This window comes from Leptospira meyeri (assembly GCF_004368965.1).
GTDB lineage: Bacteria > Spirochaetota > Leptospiria > Leptospirales > Leptospiraceae > Leptospira_A > Leptospira_A meyeri.
Genome location: NZ_SORO01000002.1, coordinates 392,387 through 412,610, shown reverse-complemented (window position 1 = coordinate 412,610; position 20,224 = coordinate 392,387). Strand labels below are relative to the sequence as shown.

Annotated in this window: 14 protein-coding genes; 4 read left to right on the top strand and 10 right to left on the bottom strand. The window is 40.5% G+C overall.

The annotated features are described in order from the left end of the window. Positions 1-1,000 precede the first annotated feature (1,000 nt). Positions 1,001-4,387, bottom strand: coding sequence for an FN3 associated domain-containing protein (locus CLV96_RS16050; RefSeq protein ID WP_004787747.1), 3,387 nt, complete (start codon positions 4,385-4,387; stop codon positions 1,001-1,003). 476 nt (positions 4,388-4,863) lie between these two features. Between CLV96_RS16050 and CLV96_RS16045 the strand changes: the two genes are divergently transcribed. Further along, on the top strand, positions 4,864-5,892 hold the full coding sequence (locus CLV96_RS16045; RefSeq protein WP_004785232.1) for an LA_0442/LA_0875 N-terminal domain-containing protein: 1,029 nt from the start codon (positions 4,864-4,866) through the stop codon (positions 5,890-5,892). A gap of 10 nt (positions 5,893-5,902) precedes the next feature. After that, positions 5,903-7,618 (top strand): hypothetical protein, encoded by a 1,716-nt coding sequence (locus CLV96_RS16040; RefSeq protein ID WP_004785496.1) that lies wholly within the window; start codon positions 5,903-5,905, stop codon positions 7,616-7,618. A 31-nt stretch (positions 7,619-7,649) separates the two neighbouring features. Here the strand turns inward: CLV96_RS16040 and CLV96_RS16035 are convergent, their stop codons facing one another. Then, positions 7,650-8,564, bottom strand: a complete 915-nt coding sequence (locus tag CLV96_RS16035; protein ID WP_004786215.1) for an alpha/beta hydrolase — start codon at positions 8,562-8,564, stop codon at positions 7,650-7,652. Between the two features lie 127 nt (positions 8,565-8,691). On the opposite strand from CLV96_RS16035, the gene CLV96_RS16030 reads away from it, so the two are divergent. Both CLV96_RS16030 and CLV96_RS16025 read left to right on the top strand, forming a co-directional pair. Then, positions 8,692-9,309: a CsgG/HfaB family protein gene (locus CLV96_RS16030; protein WP_231292542.1), complete on the top strand. Its 618-nt coding sequence runs from the start codon at positions 8,692-8,694 to the stop codon at positions 9,307-9,309. A 23-nt stretch (positions 9,310-9,332) separates the two neighbouring features. After that, positions 9,333-9,806, top strand: a complete 474-nt coding sequence (locus CLV96_RS16025; protein WP_208739809.1) for a Dps family protein — start codon at positions 9,333-9,335, stop codon at positions 9,804-9,806. A 72-nt stretch (positions 9,807-9,878) separates the two neighbouring features. Here CLV96_RS16025 and CLV96_RS16020 read toward each other — a convergent pair whose 3' ends face one another. The 8 genes from CLV96_RS16020 to fliR form a co-directional block, all read right to left on the bottom strand. Beyond that, on the bottom strand, positions 9,879-10,682 hold the full coding sequence (locus CLV96_RS16020; protein ID WP_004787657.1) for an alpha/beta fold hydrolase: 804 nt from the start codon (positions 10,680-10,682) through the stop codon (positions 9,879-9,881). 29 nt (positions 10,683-10,711) lie between these two features. Then, positions 10,712-11,833, bottom strand: coding sequence for an SH3 domain-containing protein (locus CLV96_RS16015; protein WP_040917086.1), 1,122 nt, complete (start codon positions 11,831-11,833; stop codon positions 10,712-10,714). 1 nt (position 11,834) lies between these two features. Beyond that, the gene (locus CLV96_RS16010; RefSeq protein WP_004786073.1) at positions 11,835-13,052 is read right to left on the bottom strand and encodes a pyridoxal phosphate-dependent aminotransferase; all 1,218 of its coding nucleotides are present in this window, start codon (positions 13,050-13,052) and stop codon (positions 11,835-11,837) included. 8 nt (positions 13,053-13,060) lie between these two features. After that, positions 13,061-14,758, bottom strand: a complete 1,698-nt coding sequence (locus CLV96_RS16005; protein WP_004787372.1) for a DNA repair helicase XPB — start codon at positions 14,756-14,758, stop codon at positions 13,061-13,063. Between the two features lie 334 nt (positions 14,759-15,092). Next, on the bottom strand, positions 15,093-16,064 hold the full coding sequence (gene dusA, locus CLV96_RS16000) for a tRNA dihydrouridine(20/20a) synthase DusA (RefSeq protein ID WP_004786567.1): 972 nt from the start codon (positions 16,062-16,064) through the stop codon (positions 15,093-15,095). Between the two features lie 10 nt (positions 16,065-16,074). After that, complete coding sequence (locus tag CLV96_RS15995) at positions 16,075-18,189, bottom strand: flagellar biosynthesis protein FlhA (RefSeq protein WP_004785715.1); 2,115 nt, start codon at positions 18,187-18,189, stop codon at positions 16,075-16,077. A gap of 4 nt (positions 18,190-18,193) precedes the next feature. After that, on the bottom strand, positions 18,194-19,444 hold the full coding sequence (locus tag CLV96_RS15990) for an EscU/YscU/HrcU family type III secretion system export apparatus switch protein (RefSeq protein WP_004784878.1): 1,251 nt from the start codon (positions 19,442-19,444) through the stop codon (positions 18,194-18,196). Beyond that, positions 19,441-20,223, bottom strand: coding sequence for a flagellar biosynthetic protein FliR (gene fliR / locus CLV96_RS15985; protein ID WP_004785277.1), 783 nt, complete (start codon positions 20,221-20,223; stop codon positions 19,441-19,443). The genes CLV96_RS15990 and fliR overlap by 4 nt, the downstream gene beginning before the upstream one ends. Position 20,224 lies beyond the last annotated feature (1 nt).

Here is a 20,224-nt window from a genome sequence, read left to right as displayed (position 1 = left end):
GGAAAGATGAGTTTTTTTATATGAATTGAGATTCGTTAGTAGCAAGTAATGAGACATAATCTTGGCAGTGAGTGTATGGAGGTGGGTTTGGCAACCTAACGTAAGCCCGTCTATGAAAGCAGCAGCAACTAACAAATAAACAGTGGATCGATAGCAACACCTAATACTAAGGGGATACGGAAAGAGGGAAATGTCGATTCCGCCTATTTATAGTTAGGTCAAAGAAGAAATATGGTCTACTGGTTCATTCTGTGAATCGGGGGAAGGTTTGTTTGCTTTTTTATAGATAGATGCTTGTCTGCGACTTAAGTTACTTGAAATGAGTTTGGTTCGCTGAATGTGAGCTTCTAGTTTAAAGGAAATGGGTGGTAGCTACAGAAATGTGAACTTGTTGGAAGAATAATTTTAGAAAAGGGGCATGTGTTTGATGGATGGTGGGATCTGTGATAGAAGGAAGTCATTGGGTGGCGGGTCTAGTTCCCCACCCTACATCAGGGCGGGGTAATTATATTCTCAGTAACGCACGTTAAACTGCATATACCCATACCCTTCACGAGAACTCTGCCCATAACTCACAGCAGATGGATTCAAAGGCAAATAACCAAATTCCTGATACCCAAGTTCTCTCCGATTTTTTAGCGAATGAAATATGGATTTCAGACACACATAACAGTGTCTTTAAAATCCTTCACCATACATCTTCTACTCAATCTAATATTTTTTACCACAAAGCCATTATTAATTGTTAATTATATTTCGAACATTTAAGCAACTAGGAAAATTATATTCACCAAAGTAGTTCCAAGAGTTAAGCAATTTAATCAAAGCACAAAAGATCTTAAATTACTCCTCACAAAAGTTTAACGAGATCCCAGGAAATAAACAAACCATTGGGTAACTTGAATTAATCTGAAGACCTTTCTTAAACCTAACAAAGACTAAACAATTAAAAAGTATTTATTAACTCCTATTTGTTTCATGGTCATATCTATCCCTTTTATTACCAGATGAAGAGACTAGGTTTGCTAGCAGAGGCCACTCCATTCCCAGCAACAACGAGTAACTTTCCATTGACAGAATCTAAAACAACACTTGGATTCAGACCAGAATTACTCCCTTGGCCTGCTGATATATCCGTATGAGTGAAAGCTGTTCCATCCAGATTACTGCGAAAAAGTGAAGGTTTAGCAGAGTTCCCAGAGTTCGTAGTAACAACGAGTAACTTTCCGTTAACAGAATCTAAAATAATACTTGGATACATACCAGAATTACTAGCTTGGCCCGCTGTTAAGCCTGTATGGGAGCAACCTGTTCCATTTAGATTACACCGAAAAAGAGAGACTGTGCTAAAGTTAGCTAGGTTTGTAGTAACAACGAGTAACTTTCCATTAACAGAATCTAAAATAATACTTGGATACATACCAGAATTACTAGCTTGGCCCGCTGATATATCTGTATGGGCACAAGCTGTTCCATCCAGATTACAGCGAAAAAGAGAAGGTTTGCTATATCCATTCGTAGTAACTACGACCAACTTTCCACTAGCATGATCCAAAACAGCACTAGGATACTGACCAGAATTGCCCCCTTGTCCCGCTGATATATCTGAATGAGTGCAAGATGTTCCATCCAAATTGCATCGAAAAAGAGAAGGTTTGCTAGAGTTAGCTTGGTTCGTAGTAACAACAAGTAACTTTCCATTGGCTGAGTCTAAGACAAGAATGGGATAATAGCCCGAATAACTCCCTTGTCCCGCTGATATATCTGTATGAGTGCAAGATGTTCCATCTAGATTACAACGAAAAAGAGATGGCTTTCCTGAATTAGCAAGGTTCGTACTAACAACGAGTAACTTTCCATTGGTCTGATCCAAAGCGATACTAGGGTACCACCCAGAAGCACCGCCTTGTCCCGCTGATATATCTGTATGGGTACAAGATGCTCCATTCAGGTTACACCTAAATAATCCTGGTTTATTCGAATTCGCCCCATTTTGAGTGACAACCAACAACTTTCCATTAACTTGGTCGATGACGGCACTGGGGTTGTAACCTGAACTACTCCCTTGCCCTGCCGATATATCGACATGCGTACCCGTCGAACTCGTCCCTGGAGGCGTTGCCGTTGTAAATGCAATTGCCTCAAACTGATTAGTCGTACTGTTTCCGAAACTATTACTTGCCACCACCCTAAAGTAATACAAAGTATTCCCCGCTAACCCAGTAATCGTCGCATACGGATTTGTCACTGGCCCGAAACTTGCCGATGCTGTAGTCACACCAGGGCTTGTGCTATAGTACACTGTGTACGATGTGGCACCTGTGACAGGCCACCACTGGACAACGGCGCTAGTTCCCCCGGCTTGGGCTTCTACAAAGGCAGGAGCATTCGGTGGACCCACATGAAAACTTTGGTTTCCTGCTGTGCTTGTATTCCCTGCTAAGTCACGTGCCAAGTATTTCACTTGGTTGCTACCATTGGAAAGGGCCACAGGAGAAGAATAAACAGTTCCGTTGGTAACAGCACCACTGCCGTCAAATGCAGGTTCTGTGCCGTTCAATGTATAAATGATTTTATCACATCCACTTCCACCTGTGTCTGAACAACTGAGTTGGAGTTGGGCTCCCGAAGCAAAGGGACCGGAGCCAGAAGGTGAAGCCATTGTCACCACAGGAGCCGTTGTGTCTTTATTGGTAGATCGAGTTGTGGAACCAAAGCTCCCGACTAAGTTTGCCACACAAATACGAATGGTGTTGTCCCCTTCGGCAAATTGAGAGTTGGCAATCGTGGTGGAAGTATCGGTTGTTGCAGCGATATTTCCTGTTACATTGGCATTGTTGCCTGTATTCGTTAGAGCGGTTCCAGTGGAACAACTAGACCCACCCAATCGGATTTGATAATTACCAGCCTTTGAACTTTGCCAACTGACGGAAACATTCGATGATCCATTGATCGCAGCCGTTTGGGAATTCACTGTGATTGTTGCCACTTGTGTGTCCACTGTATAGTTGGCAGAACTGATATTAGACACATTTCCGGCTTTGTCACTAGCCACAAACTTCGTATAGGTGACAGCTCCATCGGTCATAGCTATGGCAGCTGTGTATAAAGTTCCACTGCTAACCGTTCCATTGGTTCCTTGGATGGCAGGGTTTGTCGGGGCAGAACCAGCTTGCACTGCATAGGCGATTCTTTCGCAACCACTACCACCAGTGTCAGAACAGGAAAGAGAAACTGAAGTGGCCACTCCATAACTTCCTGCACCAGGATCTGCAGTGACTACTGGTGCCGTATCATCTCTTTGGAGAGTGACCGATGCAAACCCAGTCAGTCCATTGGTACCAGTGACACAGATACGATATGTCTTTGTGCCTTCGCCAGTGAAATGGGTATGAGAACGAACAAAGTTTTGGTCTACGCTTGCTGTAGCGGTTCCGGTTGTGGCAATGGTTCCAGAATCACAAGAACTTCCTTCTCTAACAGTGAAAGATCCTGAGCGATCCGATCTCCAAATGGTTGTGGAACTTGCGATCGCGTTAGCAGAAGCACTAATGGCCGTAGACGATTGACTAACAATGGTAAGTGCCGGAATTTTGGTATCGATCGTATAAACAATGCTAATGGGTGCTGAAAGATTTCCTGCTAAATCTCGGCAAAGTGCACTTAAGGTATGAGTTCCTTCGGAAGAAAGAGAAATCACTTGGGAAGATTTCGTGATGATGGTTCCAGTCTTTGGCAAAAATGCAGGAGTCGATGAATCTAAAGTGTAAACAATAGATCCAGGAGCTTTGTTGTCAGTACAAGTGAGTGCCGTTGATTGTGTAGTGGAGAAAGTTCCAGCTGACAAAGAACTGGTGATCGTTGGTGAAGTGGTATCGCTCAAGATGGCAACAATGGCAGTGTCGTTTGGTGTTCCATCTCCATCGGTATCAAAACCGAGAACGTTACCACTACTATCCACAATGATAACGACAGGATTTCCGGTTCCATCAGGAGCTGTAGTAAGAAAACCAGGAGGGTTCGGACTAATATAATAATCGGGTAAACCGTCCCCATTGGAATCGACGGCGTCGGGAATCCCATCTCCATTGGTATCGAGCAAAAGAAGATTTGGCGTTGCCCCACCAGTAAGGTTGATTCCATCGGAGACACCATCTCCATCAGAATCAACGAGAGTTGCATCTGGATTTCCGTCACCTGACAGATCCACTGCGGTGCCAGGGGTGAAGTTTTGAGCGGAGGAAGAAGGAGAGCCACCGACGAGTCCAAACAAGAAGGCAAAAGGACTAAAGTCTGTCTGTCCACCACCATTTGGCAAAAATAGGACACAGTTACTTGCAAATAGTATTAGAAAGGAAAGAAGGTAGGTTTGTTTTTGGATTCGCATATAAATTTAGCCTAAAAAAATAAAAATATTCAGGAATACTAATATTGATTTTACGAATTCGGGAAGACAACTAATTTCTATTAGCTTGTGAAAAAAAATCAAAATTTACCGTTAGAAAGGTTTTAAAATGACATTAGTACCATTTTAAATGGTTTTTAAAAAGATAACAGTTGTGATAAGAAGCCTCTTAGGGATATCCTCGACGATCGAATCTTTGCTGGCACTTACATGCTCTAAAAAAACCTTCGAAGACATAGCAGCAAACTTCATTTACAAATTTAAGGTGGAACACCCTTCCGTATCGTCCGCATGTCATGGCAAAGTTGAAAATTTAAAGATTTAGTGCAAAAGGCCCTTTTTATTCAACGAAAGCATAAGTGTATAGAGGCATTTCACCCAATCCTCCTTCATAAAATTCTCTTGCAATTTCTTGATTGGATGCGAAAATTTCAGGAACCAGGAAAGGATTCCTATCTATGAAAAAAACTCTATTATTCTCTTTACTCATCCTACTTTCTTTCCCACTATTCGCCGTCAATACTGTCATTCTGAAAAATGGGAAGACGCTAAAAGGAAAAGTTACCGACCAAAATGAACGCGGACTCACCGTGCAAACGGCAGAAGGTTCACAAACCATTTCCAAATCCCAAATTTTAAAAGTAGTCTATAAAGATGTCAGCGAACAAGAAGCCGAAAAGATCAGGATTGCAGAAGAAAAGAAATTAAAAGAAAAAGAAGAGAAAGAAAAAACAAAACTCGAAAAAGAACGTTTGCTTGCTGAAGCTAAAGAACAAAAGCGATTAGAAGAAGAAGCGAAACTAGCAGAACAAACAAGACTGGCTGAAGAAAAAAACAAAGAGACCTTGGCTGAAAAAGAAGCAAGGGCCGAAGCCGAATGGCTTGCAACAAGAAAACTCGGTCCCTCCCCAGCAGTTACCCAATGCGGTGGTCGTTTAGCAATACTTTGGCGGTCAGCAATTTTACCGGGTTGGGGACAACTTTGTGGTGGATACAATGTATCTGCAGGGACATTTAGCACGTTATTTTTCGGAACCCTAGTTTATTCCCTCGGACCCCTTCGCACAGAAGAAAAAAACGCACAAGCGCATTATGATACAATGGTACTACTCAATCAAATCGGGGGACCCGGAACAAGGTTTAATGCACAAAACATCAGTTTGCCTTCTGAATTTATCGTAGGATTTGTTGAAACATCAATCACAGAAGACTTGATTGTGAAAAGTAAAAATAATGCCAAAGAAGCAAATGCTAAATACATAGCTGGACTTGGAGCGGCAGGAATCATCTACATCACAAATCTCGTTCATGCATTTATGATCGGAACCGATCGTTATCCAGATCGACCAAGCGTCAGCACAGGGGGCAAACAAATCAGAGAAGGTTTGGATTGGGACACAGGTTGGGATAAACCTTATTCGGTCGCAGGGATTCGTCCACAAACCAATTCTGTCTATGCCGAAGTTCGGTATTCCATTCTATTCTAAGGAGTTCTTTATGAAAAATATAATCACCGCCATTTTACTTCTTTTATTTTCATTTCAATGTAAAATATTCAAACCTTCTGATCTAGACCCTTCGCAAGATCTAGGATCTCTCCAAAGTTTACTTCGTTTGCTTGCATTGGCAGATGCATTCAATACGTATAGCCAAACTGTCGCATTTATGAAGTTTACCGATTCTAATGGGAATCCATACAACGCTTACAAAGTTGAGTATTCTGTTTTCAATGAAGCTGATGAAAATGGAGTTCCCGTATCCGACTATGGAGAAACAGGCAATATTCGAACCTATACACTCACATTAGATCCAAACGGAAGAGGTTTCTTAACTTTTAGTGAAAGAGGTATAGCAACGCTTACGGTTAAAACTCCTGGCGATGTGATTGTGGGCAGTACCAGTTTTCGCATCTACAACGGGATCACCAAACAATCGTTTTCTCTATTAACCCAAGGAGGAATTGTCCAGTTCCTTTTAGAAGATATTGCCAATTATCGCAATCAATTGGCTTCCAATTATTCTTTCACTCCCCTCGGTTCTGCGAATGGAAGGCAGTTTATTTACTTAGAAGTTCTAACTTCATATGCAGGGCCTGATAAAAACAGTGCCGTCGGGTACATTGCATCCTCTGCAGATGGAGAGAATTATGATTTGGTCACAAAGATTGATGGAGTGACCATCGAAAAAAATATCTCTTATGAATTGATCTTAAAAATATCCAAACCAGTCTTCAATGGTGCAGAGTATGTTTTCTTCATTTCCGAAGAAAAAAGGAATTACCCCGCACTTACTTACCTTTCCACTAAAAATTTTGTATTTAAAATTCCGAACTTATTCCCGCCAGGCTCCAATATCGCAACAAGTCTGCCGATTGCGACAAATGCCTTTCTATTTACAGATCCAAACTACCCATCCTGGATGTATCCAACAATTTATTTGGGCAACGGAAGGTATGTAATTACCCCAACATACTATCCGGCAGTTGAAAAAAGGCCAACGCTTCTAAATGCAGATTTTGGACCTACTGCAGATTTAATCAGTGATTTTAGCTGCCAAATGTCAACGTTTGAGAATGATGCAATTGCATATCAAGTAGCTACGCTCGGAGGAATTGAATATTTGCAATGCCCAAGTGTAACACTTTCAACTATTGCTCCAGTGAGAAGTTTAGATACTTATGCGTTAAACAATAATCCTGTTAACTTTGACGGAAGTGGTTTAACTTTCCAATCACCTGTATTCTTTGCTCGCGGAAAATTTGTTTCCTTACTCGGTACAAGCCCACCAGTTGGATATACTTTTCCGACCGGAAATTATACTTCACCGTCTCCCACAATTCTCCGGAATACAAGTTTTATAACTGGCTTTTCTTCATCATTAGCGCCATCTTACCCTTTATTAAGAGATGTAAAAAGTTCAGGCAATTCCGATTTTTTAATTCTTTCAACGGTGCCGACTTTTTCAACACCTTCCATTGAAATCTTTCGTAGCATAGATTCTTTAGCAAGCGTTACTGTATTACCAAGTATTCCAACAGCTTATAGCACAGGGATCTCCAATGCAGAACAATTACAATCCGCCAATGGTAAGTTAAACTATAGTTATTCGATTTCTGAAGGAACTGGGGTTGGATCCTTCCCCGTGTATTTAACTTATTTCACAAACGACTCTGGGACTTGGGAAGCCCTTCCTAGGTTAATTAAAATTCGTTAGAAAATGCCACAGACCCAGCATTTTCTAAATGTTACTTTGGAAAGGAAGTATGTTCTTTTAAAAAGGCATTCACAACGGATTCGTATTCAATAGGGCGGGCATCAATCGACTTACAATGAGCGGCTCCCCAATCTGTTTCCACCAACTGTTTGCGATTCGATTTTAAATTATTAAAAATTTCTTCCGAGTGAGAAACTGGTGTAATCTCATCTGTTTTGGAATGAATCAAAAGTACAGGCACAGAAATAGTCTTAGCTGCTTTTTTAGGAGAGACTTCATCCACTAAAAAATCAGCCTGCAGTTCTGCTAGAGAAAGGGCAATAGGAGAAAGAAACAAAACAAGTGGGCTATACAAATCCACAGCTCTTTTTTCTACGATCGAACGCATATCCATAAAAGGTGAATCCGCAATCACAAAGGCAAAATCATTTCTGCCTTCTGCATATTGTAATGCAGTCGCTGCACCAAACGAAGCCCCAAAAATCCCAATCTGCTCTTCTGGAACTGTGCTAATCTCGGAAAAGAATTCAATGGCTCTCTCCAAATCAATTTTTTCATAAAATCCGTACGTTCCGTATTCTCCAGCACTTTCACCATGGTGACGAGCATCATAGAGAAACAAACTGCAACCTCGTTTCCAAAACAAGGGAGCGTATTTCAAAACACCAAAACGGGTTCTTGAATGTCCATGGAGTAAAACAACACCACATTTTTTCTTTTTAGGATTTTTAAAATACCATCCTCGCAGACGAAGATTCCCATTTTGAAATCGAATTGATTCTGGTTCGGGAAGTCCAAAATCAGAAATGGAATTGATCTTTAATTTCGTCTTATCTTCTTCTAAGGTTGTGACGGGAAAGGAGACTATGGACGATGAAAAGTAATAACCTGCACCTAGCAAAAAAAAGGTGAAAACAATGATAAATGTACTGAGAATCTTTTTCATGAAAGGGCCTAGTTGGAAAAATCTAGTAAAGACCACAATTGGAAAAGCGAATTTTTCAAAATGCCTGATTTTGAAGCGAAAAAGAATTGCCGGTTTGCAATCCCTCTATCATTTCTTAAGGAAATCTATGAAACTATATTTAGCGTGTTTGTCCCTCCTCCTCAGCCTATCGTTTACAAATTGTCGCACCATGGATGCTGCCGTCCAATACCCAGAATCGGGAAAAACGGATTTAGGAATTTCAAAAGTAGCCGTTTTACTTTTTGATATTGAAGAGGCAAAATGGGGAGATGAATTTACCGACGCAGTCTCCTTACAAATCGCAAAACTACTCCCTATCAAAGTGATCGAAAGAGAACAACTCTCCAAAGTGGTAAACGAACAAAGTTTTTCGAAAACCGGAATCATTGATACACAAACAGCCGTTCGATTAGGAAAAGTGCTTGGAGTGGACGCACTGGTTTTCGGCAGAGGATCTGCACTCAAAAAATATGATGAAAAAGGAAAACTCATTCCCAATTTGGTGGATACAGTTTCCCTCAAAATTGTTCATATTGAATCAGGGCAAGTCATTGTCAACGCTCGTAAAAAACCAGGAGCTGATTGGACTCTAGGAAAGTTAATCCAATATAGTCTAGGGCTTGGACTCATTTGGAGTCGTGAGGACATTCTGTTAACCACTAGCCAATATGACTTTGTTGCAGAGAGCCTGGTAGAACGGATTGTTTCAGAACTAAAAAAATAATTTATATCAAACCAAAAGGATAAATAATGAAAATTAATATTGGAATCCCAGAAGAAGAAAGAAGTGCGATCTCTGAATCTTTAAAAAAACTTTTAGCGGATACGTACACTTTGTATCAAAAGACTCATAGTTACCATTGGAATGTAACTGGGCCAATGTTTCAAACTTTGCACATTCTGTTTATGACACAGTATACAGAACTTTGGAATGCAATTGATCCCATTGCAGAAAGAATTAGATCTCTTGGATACTACGCACCAATGGGTGGTTGGGAATTTGCAAAATATTCGAGCATCGCAGAAGACAAAGAAGTTCCCAAAGCCCAAGATATGATTAAACATTTAGTCGAAGGAAATGAAGCAGTCATTAGAACAGCACGGGCAGCATACGCACCAGCTGAAAAAGGAAACGACCAAGCAACATTAGATTTACTCACACAACGTTTGGACATTCACGAAAAAACAGCATGGATGTTGAGGTCCTTACTGGAAGATTAAAACCTTTCCTGATTTGACCAAAAAACTTCCTCTAAAAATTTAAAATCCAGCTTCTGCAACAATACTATTGTTTCAGAGGTTGGTGATTTTAGATTGAAACCAATTCTTCAAAATTTCCAAATACTCTGCTTGGTGGGTATAATGAATATAATGGCCACCTCCCAAAATACTTTTCATTGTTAAATGGGAAAAAGTTTCCTGAATCAAGATTTTATCCGAATCCGTAATGTAAGTAGAAGCTGCTCCCAGAATAAAAAAGGCGTTTGTATCAGAGGATATTTTTTCAGGAAAAGGATGATCGAAGATTCGCCTTGCTGCATTCAACCCCGATACATTTAATTTCCAACGATACTCACCAGAATCTAATCGTTCCAAACTCATTTGTAAAAATTGGCGGATAAACGTATCCGGTAAAAACTTTGCCATCTCCATATCTATTTGAGTTCGGGAAGTAAATCCTTGAAGGGGAAAAGACATAGACTGGATTTCCTGATCGTAAGCGAAAGGATAGGATCTAGGCGCAATGTCTTGCACAATCAAGGCATCCAAAAAACCAGGATGCATAAAATCAAAATACATTGCCACAAGCCCACCCATAGAGTGACCAAGTAAAATCGGATTTTTAATTTGATGGTCCAAAAGGAATTCTTCCATATCCTCTGACATTAACCGAATGGAGTGTTCATCTGCATGAGGAGAGTCTCCATGGTTTCTTTGGTCAACAGTATATACGGAACCAAAATTTGATAAAAACTTTGCCACGGTTACCCAGTTTTTTGATGAGCCAAATAATCCATGTAAGATGACAATATTACCTACAGATTTTTGATTTTCTGAACTTGCCTGAAATGGATACAGTTTGTAACTTAATTTCACAAAAACCTCTACTGCATCTCAGATGATTGCTAACGAAAACATTCTTTCTTTAGAATTTGTAAATGAGGGAGGATTTGTTTTTTTTCTCTCGGGCCAATCTCAGAAGCATATCGAATCATCTGATTGATTTCAGACTTAATCCCTTCCCCTACTGGGGCGAAACAAGGAATGGAATCTGGATCTTTTGTCATCGATTGTAAATTGTATACTAAATCTTTGGTATATAAATTGATATAATTGCCTGTGGGGAATAAATAAATATAACGAAGTTTTCCCTTTCTCATTTCTTCCAAACGACATTTCAAATCCACATTACAATCTGCATTCGGCATACTTTCTGTTGCCAGGTAACCTGCGTAATCCGAGTGTTTCGTTTTTGGATAGGCTTCCAGTAGTTTCCAAAAATAATTTGAATCTACATAGTATTTTCCAGAATTGTAATCATACAATAGCCGGGTTTGGTGGCGTTTTAAAAATTCCAAAGTACCTGGATCATTATCAGGTTTGATTCCCTTTGTATTCATCAAATCGACTGTTTTTTTTAAGAAAAATCCAGCTTTGGCTCGGATAAAAATAAAATCATCACCAGTAAATTTTCCCGTAGAAGAAATTGCAAAAATAGTATCTGTAATCTCTTGTTTGGCTGCAAAATCAATTTGATTGGAAAGAATCATTCGTTCTGCTTCAAATAACAAAGTCGACAAATACAGTTTTGGAGGAACCGAACGAACAACAGAACGTTTGATGAACCCGGAAAGACCATCTTCTAACTTCACTGGAATCCAATCTTCTTTTGGGCTTTCAAGCGAATCCTTGTCAAAAGATACAGGTTCCCCAAATTTTAGTTTTCGTAATACATCGCTTTTCTGATCGGCAAACAAATGCAAATTGAGTCCTATCACCGGAATGACAATCTGCGAGGTGGAATCTCGTTTTATGAGTTCAGATGGTTTTGTTTGTTTGGATTTATTTTGTATGGTCGGAAGAGAACTGAGTGAAGCGGACAAGGTAGAGACTAAGATCAAAACTGCAATGAATGAGGTAAAAAAATCCAATCCATTGCGAAAGAGAACCCTCGATCGTAAATATACCAATGACTGAGAAAAGACCATCCCTCTACAAAAAATTTTCTGTAAAGGGACAAATATCATTTTATTTTTGTAAATCCTCTACCATTTGTTTGATGCGAGAGACACCTTTTTCGATGTCTTTATCACCTAACGCATAGGACAAACGAATAGCTTTGTCATCTCCAAATGCAATCCCTGGCACTGCTGCCACATTGTATTTATCAAGAAGAACATCACAAAAAAGTTTGGAATAAGAAGTTTCTTTTTTCTCTGCGAGAAGTCGTTTGAACCCTGGAGTTTCGTACACACCCGTCATGTAAGGGAAAGCATAAAATGCTCCTTCTGGCATCCGGCATTCTACACCTGGAATCTCACGTAAGAGACCCACAATGAGTTTACGACGTTTGTCAAATGCTTTTAACATATCATTCACAGGAGTTTGGTCACCAGTGAGAGCGGCCTCTGCAGCTGCTTGGGAAATGGAAGATGCATTGCTTGTGGATTGGCCTTGCATGGTATCCATATTTTTCACAATCTCTGCGTTTCCTGCTCCGTATCCAATCCTCCAACCCGTCATGGAATAAGCTTTGGACACACCATTGATCACAAAGGTTTTTTCCTTCATCTTCTCGGAGATCATCGCTGGATTTACAAATTCCAAGCCATCATAGATGATTTTTTCATAAATATCATCCGAAACAGTAATGATATCTTTTGGCTCCAATACCTTTACAAGTGCTTCGACATCCGAACGAGTGTAAGCCGCTCCAGTAGGGTTGGATGGTGAATTAAAAATAAATACCTTTGTTTTGGGAGTGATGGCTTTTTCCAATTGAGCTGCGGTGATTTTAAATCCACTGGAAATATCCGTTGAAACAATCACCGGAGTTCCTTCCGCTAAACGAACGATGTCCGCATAACTTACCCAATACGGTGCAGGAATGATCACCTCATCTCCAGGATTGAGAGTTGCCATAAAAAAATTGTAGAGAACCTGTTTCCCACCTGTTCCTACAATGATTTGGTTCTTTTCGTATTTTAAACCGTTTTCAGTTTCGAACTTTTTAATGATGGCTTCTTTCAAAGAAACAGTTCCACTCACAGGAGTGTATTTGGTTTTCCCTTGGTCCATTGCTTTTTTGGCAGCTTCTTTGATATGTGTCGGTGTATCAAAGTCAGGTTCCCCTGCTCCAAATCCAACAACATCAAGTCCACTCGCTTTCAACTGATTGGCTTTGGCAGTGATTGCGAGAGTGGGAGAAGGTTCTACGACATCCAGTCGTTTTGCTACAAGTTTCATTTTTTCCTCTATTTAGTGAGTGATTCTTCCGGAACAGTTTCTTTAAACTGATCCAAAGTATAAATTTCGTATTCATACCCTTGTTCGGTGAGGAAGAGTTGCCTGTTTTGCCCAAATCTTTCTTCGTTGGTATCACGCGAAATCAACGAGTAAAAAATTGCCGTGTTGTCTTGGGATTTAGGACGAAGGATTCGACCTAAACGCTGTGCCTCTTCTTGTCTCGAACCAAAGGTACCCGATACCTGGATGGCAATGTTTGCATCTGGTAAGTCGATAGAGAAGTTCGCCACCTTAGACACCACAAGTTGTTTGATTTGACCAGAACGAAACGCTTGGTAAAGTTCTTGTCTTTCAGGCAGTGGAGTTTTTCCCGTAATCAAAGGGATTTTGAAAGTATTTGAAATTTCTTCCAACTGATTGATATACTGCCCAATCACCAAAATATTGTTAGTGGAATGTTTTTTTAAGATATAGCTAATCGCACGAAGTTTTTCCGGGTTTTCTGATGCCAATCGGAACTTCTCACGGTCATCTGCCACAGAATACTTCATACGAAGGTCATCTTCCATAGGTACACGAATCTCCACACAATTGGCTTCGGCAATCCAAGACTTTGCTTCGAGTTCCTTCCAAGGCACATCGTATTTTTTAGGTCCGATCAGTGAGAATACATCTTCTTCCAGTCCATCTTCCCTTACAAGAGTCGCAGTAAGACCTAACCTACGTTTGGCTTGGAGTTCTGACGTCATACGAAACACAGGAGCCGGCAATAAGTGAACCTCATCGTAAACAATCAGTCCCCAGTTGTTTGCACTGAAGATATGAAAGTGTGTGAAGTCGCCACCTTTTTTCTTTCTATGAGTTAAGATATTATACGTTGCAATCGTGATGGGTTTAATTTCTTTGAGTTCACCCGAATACTCCCCAATGTCTGATTCAGGGATATCGGTTTTGTCTAAAATTTCATTTCTCCACTGACGGATGGACAAAGTGTTCGTTACAAGAATCAGAGTTTCCGCACCGACAATCTGCATCACTCCCATCCCCACGATGGTTTTTCCCGCACCACAAGGAAGGACTACAACCCCAGATCCCCCTTCGTTACGCCCACCAGCATGAAAAGCCTCAACCGAAGCTCTTTGGTAGTCACGCATTCCAAACTTAATTCCACCTTTTGTTGTAGGACGTAAGTTAAACGGGTATTTATTACCTTCATCATAACCAGCAAGGTCTTCCACAGGAAAGCCAATTTTGATTAACGCTTGTTTGATGTGACCACGATATTCTTTTTTGATACGAATTTTATCACCTTCCATTCCATCCACAAAAGGTTGAACGGCACGGTTGTTTGCAATTTCAGTAATGAATCCTTTTTCGTTGGAAATGATATACAATTCCCCGGATTCTTCTTTCACTAGTTTTACTTTTCCATAACGAGAGATTTGTTCTCTCACTTCATTCATCACGTTTTTAGGAACGGAATAACGAGCAAACTTAGTTAAACCTTCAATGATCTCATCTGCCGTCATTTTAATGGATGCAGCATTCCACAAAGAAAGTGGAGAAATGCGATACGTATGCATATACTCTGGGCTTTTTTCGAGCTCAGCAAACTTGGAAACGAGGTCCCGACAGGCTTCAAATTCTGGGTTATCCACCTCTAGAAGCATTGTTTTGTCACTTTGTACGGTGAGTGGCTTGGTCATGGTATTCCCTCTCAATTTAACCAGGCTGGGAAGAGAAACCGCCCTGTCAACTCATTTGATTTTAATAGATTTTGGATGAGTTTTCTCCGTGTTTTTCAGGCAAATCCAGAATTTTTTGAACAAACTCTACACACAAGCCGTCTAATCCAAGTTAATCTATACCTTCCAATTTTAAATAATTCGATTGACTTCTTTTCCTTTTCATTGGGCGTTCCCCAATCCATTTGTATCCGAAACTTTCATTTTCCAAGGGTCAGGCTCCTCCGGGGTGCGCTTTCGCTCCCGTCAGCTTCTCGTCGTTAGACGAAAAGCTGACCTTACGCCCTTCAGATCCTTAACGCTTCAGATAATCCTCTAGGATGGATTCATTAGCTCCCGATAGGTGCATCCGGTCTGTGAGAAATTTTCGATACTCACGAGCTCCCCTTTCTCCAAAATAAAGTCCCAAAATATGGCGTAAAATATGATGTACTTTTCCATCTCTCGCAAGAGATGACCGAATATAAGGAATGAGTTCCCGAAGAACATCTTCTCTAGACGGAGGATTTTCCTTAGATCCATAATACAATTGGTCTACTTCATAAAACATATACGGATTATCATAAGCAGCACGCCCAATCATCACTCCATCTACTTTCATTAGGTGCTCTTTAATTTCAGAATGCGTCTTAATTCCCCCGTTGATGGTGATGGGTAAATCAGGGAAATCTGTTTTTAATCGGTAAACATCTTCATAACGAAGGGGAGGAACCGTTCGGTTTTCTTTGGGAGAAAGTCCTTCTAAAATAGCAATCCTTGCATGAACAATACTATGATCCACACCAGCGGCATTAATCTTAGAAACAAAATGATGCAGGTCCTCGTAACTTTCTTTTCCATTCACACCAATCCGATGTTTGACGGTTACAGGAACTTTAACCTTTCCCTTACAAGCAAAAACCATTTCTGCCACAAGGTCTGGATCTTTCATGAGGCATGCCCCAAAACTTCCACTTTGTACTCGATCCGAGGGACAACCGACATTCAGATTGATTTCGTCATATCCATAATCTTCGCCAATTTTGGCACATTCTGCCAGGGATACTGGCGAATCACCACCTAACTGAAGCACAACGGGATGTTCTTCTTTTGAAAAATCTAAGTATCTGTGGTTGTCTTTCCCACGGAGGATGGCACCTGTAGTTACCATCTCCGTATAGAGTAAGGTCTGTTTGGAGATAAGCCTCATCAAAAAGCGGAAATGTCTGTCGGTCCAGTCCATCATCGGAGCAACAGAAATGCGGTGCGATGGGACAAGACTAGGCAAAAAGATTCTCCTATGCTTCTTGTGGGTGTTCCTCTCGGGATGGAAGGCTTAAAACCGAAGCAATTTCTGTCGGAACCCCTCTATGAATTTCTTCAGAAGCAATTACTGCAAAGTTCCTGGGGGGTAGTTCCTTTGTCAAAAAGAATGCGAATGCTTGTCTGAGATACCTAGAAACTACAAAAATCAGGAACCTATTTTCATCCAATGCCTTTTGTAATTCATTGTAAACAGATTCTAAAATCCTCACACGAACATCATGTGGAAGGATGATGAGTTTACTACCATCAGTTTCATCCAGTGTGATACTTTTGTTCATACGATCAATGATCCTTGGGTCAATTGTAACCACATGTAACTTTCCATCTGGAGAAAGAAAATCATTGATGATTTGGCGCGATAAAGCTTGCCTTACATGTTCAGCCAAATCAAAAGGATTGTTTGTCCTTGGGAGATGGTTCGCAATCGCATCCATAATTTTCGGAAGGTTTTTAATGGATAGTCCCTCTGCCAGAAGGTTTTGCAAGGTTTGTTGGATGATCCCCAGTCTTCCTTGTTTGTCATAATCCAATTCTCCCACAAGAGTGGGATGGGTTTGTCGTAAGTGTTCTAGAAGTGCTTTTACTTCTTCTCTTCCTAAAAGTTGTGAAGCGTAATTTGAAATTAACTCTTTTAGATGAGTGATGATAACCGTTGATGGATCCACAACCGAATAACCTTTATTCTCCACCTCAATTTTATCATTTGGATCAATCCAAGTTGCCTTCAAACCAAATGCCGGCTCCGTGAATGGTTCTCCTACGATTGGATCCAAGTTACGTGCGGTATTGTTCATTGCCATCAAACGATCAGCTCTCACTGCTGATTGCCCAACAACAACACCATTGATGCGAATGCTATAATTATCGTGAGGGATTTCTAGATTGTCTATGATTCGAATCGCAGGGATCACGAGACCAAAATCGATAGCGAATTTTTTACGAGTATTGGCAATCTGCTCAAGTAGATGCCCACCAGAAGATGCATCCACTAACGGAAGTAAATCGCGACCTAGTTCCACTTGAATGGCTTCCACAGAAATTTCTTTGATGTAGTTTTCTGGTTTTTTCTCTTGGACCTTTTCTTGCGCAACGTTTTCAATTTTTTTGATTTCTTCTTTTGCCACTTGTTCGATGGAATATCCCAAATACCCAATGGCACCTGCTAAAAACAAAAGGGAAAAAAATGGAAGTCCCGGAATCAAACTAGAAAGACCAAGTGCCCCCGAAACCACATACAAAGTTTTGGCATTCCCAAAAAGTTGGTCTTTGATCTCTACGGTTAGCTTCTTTTCTGAACTGGAACGAGTGACAATGATACCAGTAGCAGTTGTAGAAAGAAGACCTGGAATTTGCGAAACAAGTCCATCTCCAATCGTAAATTTTCCATAGGTTTCAATGGATGCGAGAAATGATTCTCCACGAATCGTAGATCCAATCAGAATCCCACCAAGTAAGTTAATCGCGGTAATGATTAAACCTGCACGAACATCACCTTGAACGAATTTCGAAGCTCCATCCATGGCCCCATAAAAATCTACTTCTCTTTGGACTTTTTTACGTTTTACTTTTGCCTCTGCTTCTGTAATTGCACCACTATTCAATTCCATATCTATCGACATTTGTTTTTGTGGTAATCCATCGAGTGTGAACCTGGCAGCAACTTCCGAGATCCTCGTCGCACCTTTCGTGATCACTAATACCTGTACGATGGTAAGGATGATAAAGATAATAAGGCCTACGACATACTTCCCAAGTCCCGATTCTCCACCCACCACAAATGTTCCAAATGCTTCAATCACACTTGAGTTCATCGCAGGGCCTTTGGATAAAATTTGTCTTGTTGTGGATACGTTCAGCGCTAACCTAAATAAGGTGGTAATGAGTAGTAAACTTGGAAAAATCGAAAACTCGCTTGGTTCGGTCACGGACAATGCCGTCATGAGAATGAGTAACCCAAGCCCAATACTCACTACTATCAGAATGTCCAAGACAAATCCCGGTAAAGGGACAATCAACATTCCCAAAATCAGAAGTGTTCCCACCCCTAAAACCACATCGGATTGTTTGAGTATGTCTCTAAAGTTCATTTGCTTATGCCATTCCTACTTTTTTTTTGAACTTCTCAAGAGTGATGAGGATTTGCACCACTGCTTGGAAGAATTCTTGTGGGATCTCTTCTCCCACTTCCACTTGCGCATATAAAAGGCGTGCTTGTTTGGGACTTTCTATAATAGGGACATCGTTTTCACGAGCAATCCTTCGTATTTCAAGCGCTAGGCGATTCTCACCTTTAGCAATTACTCTTGGTGCTGAATCCCTTCCCATTTCATAAGATAATGCCACCGAATAATGAGTAGGATTGGTAATGACAACATCGGCTTTCGGGACTTCACGAAGCATATTTCCTTGCATCATATCCCTTGCCAATTGCATCCTTCGGTTTTTCATCACTGGATCACCAGAATCTTCTTTCATCTCTCGTTTGGCTTCAGAAGGAGTTTGTTTAAGAGATTCTTCAAATTCGGACTTTTGGAAAAAAAAGTCAGCAACAGCGATTCCAAGTAACAAAAGTCCAGCAGCCATCATAATCTTAAATCCAGAATACGTAATGAGAGTAATGGCCTGCATCATTCCCATATTTCCTGTCAAAAGAACTTTCAAAAAGTCACCTGATATTAAAACATAACTTATTACACCAATTAACACTACTTTTGCGAGAGACTTAACTAAATTAAATAATGTTTGGCGATTTGGCAAAACCCGTTTAAAGTTGGGAGCGATTCGATCAAATCGAAATGAAAGTGCTCTCGGCGAAAACATAAATCCCACCTGCACCACATTCCCAACAATAGCAAATACAAGTGTAATTGCAAGGATAGGCCAAAGCAGATTAAAAAAATCACGGGAAACACCGGCAAGGATCACCCGGAATTCCTCTGCCCCGAACCGGTCAAGTTTCATGCCCATGGGGAGATATTTTTTAATAAAAATTGCAGTGTTTCTTATAAATGTATCACCCAAGATAAACAAAACACCCGTTCCACCTAACAAAACAAGAGTGGACGCTACTTCGTTGGATTTCGGGACATTTCCCTTTTCCTTTTCTTCTCTTCTACGACGTTCACTCGGCGGTTCAGTTCGACCTTCATCAGCTGCAGCGAAGAGTTGGAGTTCTATCGCATAATAACCGGTAGTAAAACGAAGATCCTTTGAAAATAAATCTGTTTGCAAATCTTCAGCAAGGCCAAATGACAAAAAACGAATTCCACCAAACAAAGGTTTGGTCACAGCCTCTATCCATGCGGTTATCTTAGCAAAGAAGAACTTTAATTTCCCTTTCATAAGTTTGGCCACTCCCGGATGAGTAAATTTGCCTTATCCATGGAAATCTGAATTCCTTGTACCATTTGAGTTGCGATGAAAGTAAGGGTTGCAATGAGAGTGAGTGTTCCAATAAAAACTTTCAGTGGGAACGACATTGACATTACATTCATCTGTTGGGCAGCTTTTCCCATTAGGCCTTCTGCAAGGGAAACCAAAAATAGAATTCCCATCACAGGAAGTGCAATTTTAAAGCTAACAACAAACATAGCACCGATCGCTTCTTCCATCAACTTATAGAGCCCAGCATTTACCTTTCCCGTAAAAGCAATGATTCTAATTTTTTCAAAAGAATAGGCTAATGTTTCAATGAGAAATCGATGTGCTCCTATCACGAGAAAAAGAGCGGTTGCCATCAAATTTTTCATGGTACCAATCGCAGGAAGTGAGTTTTGAGTAACTGGATCCAAAATTTCCGTATAACCAAATCCAATTTGGTTATTAAAAAATTCTCCAGCCATTTGAAAGGCAGCAAACACTAGTGAGACGAGAAATCCAATAAATACTCCTACCAACAATTCAGAAAGAATTAGGATTCCAAAATTGATCATATGGCCGGGAACTGGTGGCATGTAAGTTGCCACAACTGGATAAACAATCAACGAAACCATAAAGGAAAAAATCATTCGGAGTGAAAAGTTGATTGATTCAGAAGAGAAAAATGGTGCTACCAAAAAAAGTCCGAGTAGTCGAACTAAGACAAAGAGAAAAGATTGAAAGTGTAAAACAAATGATTCCATA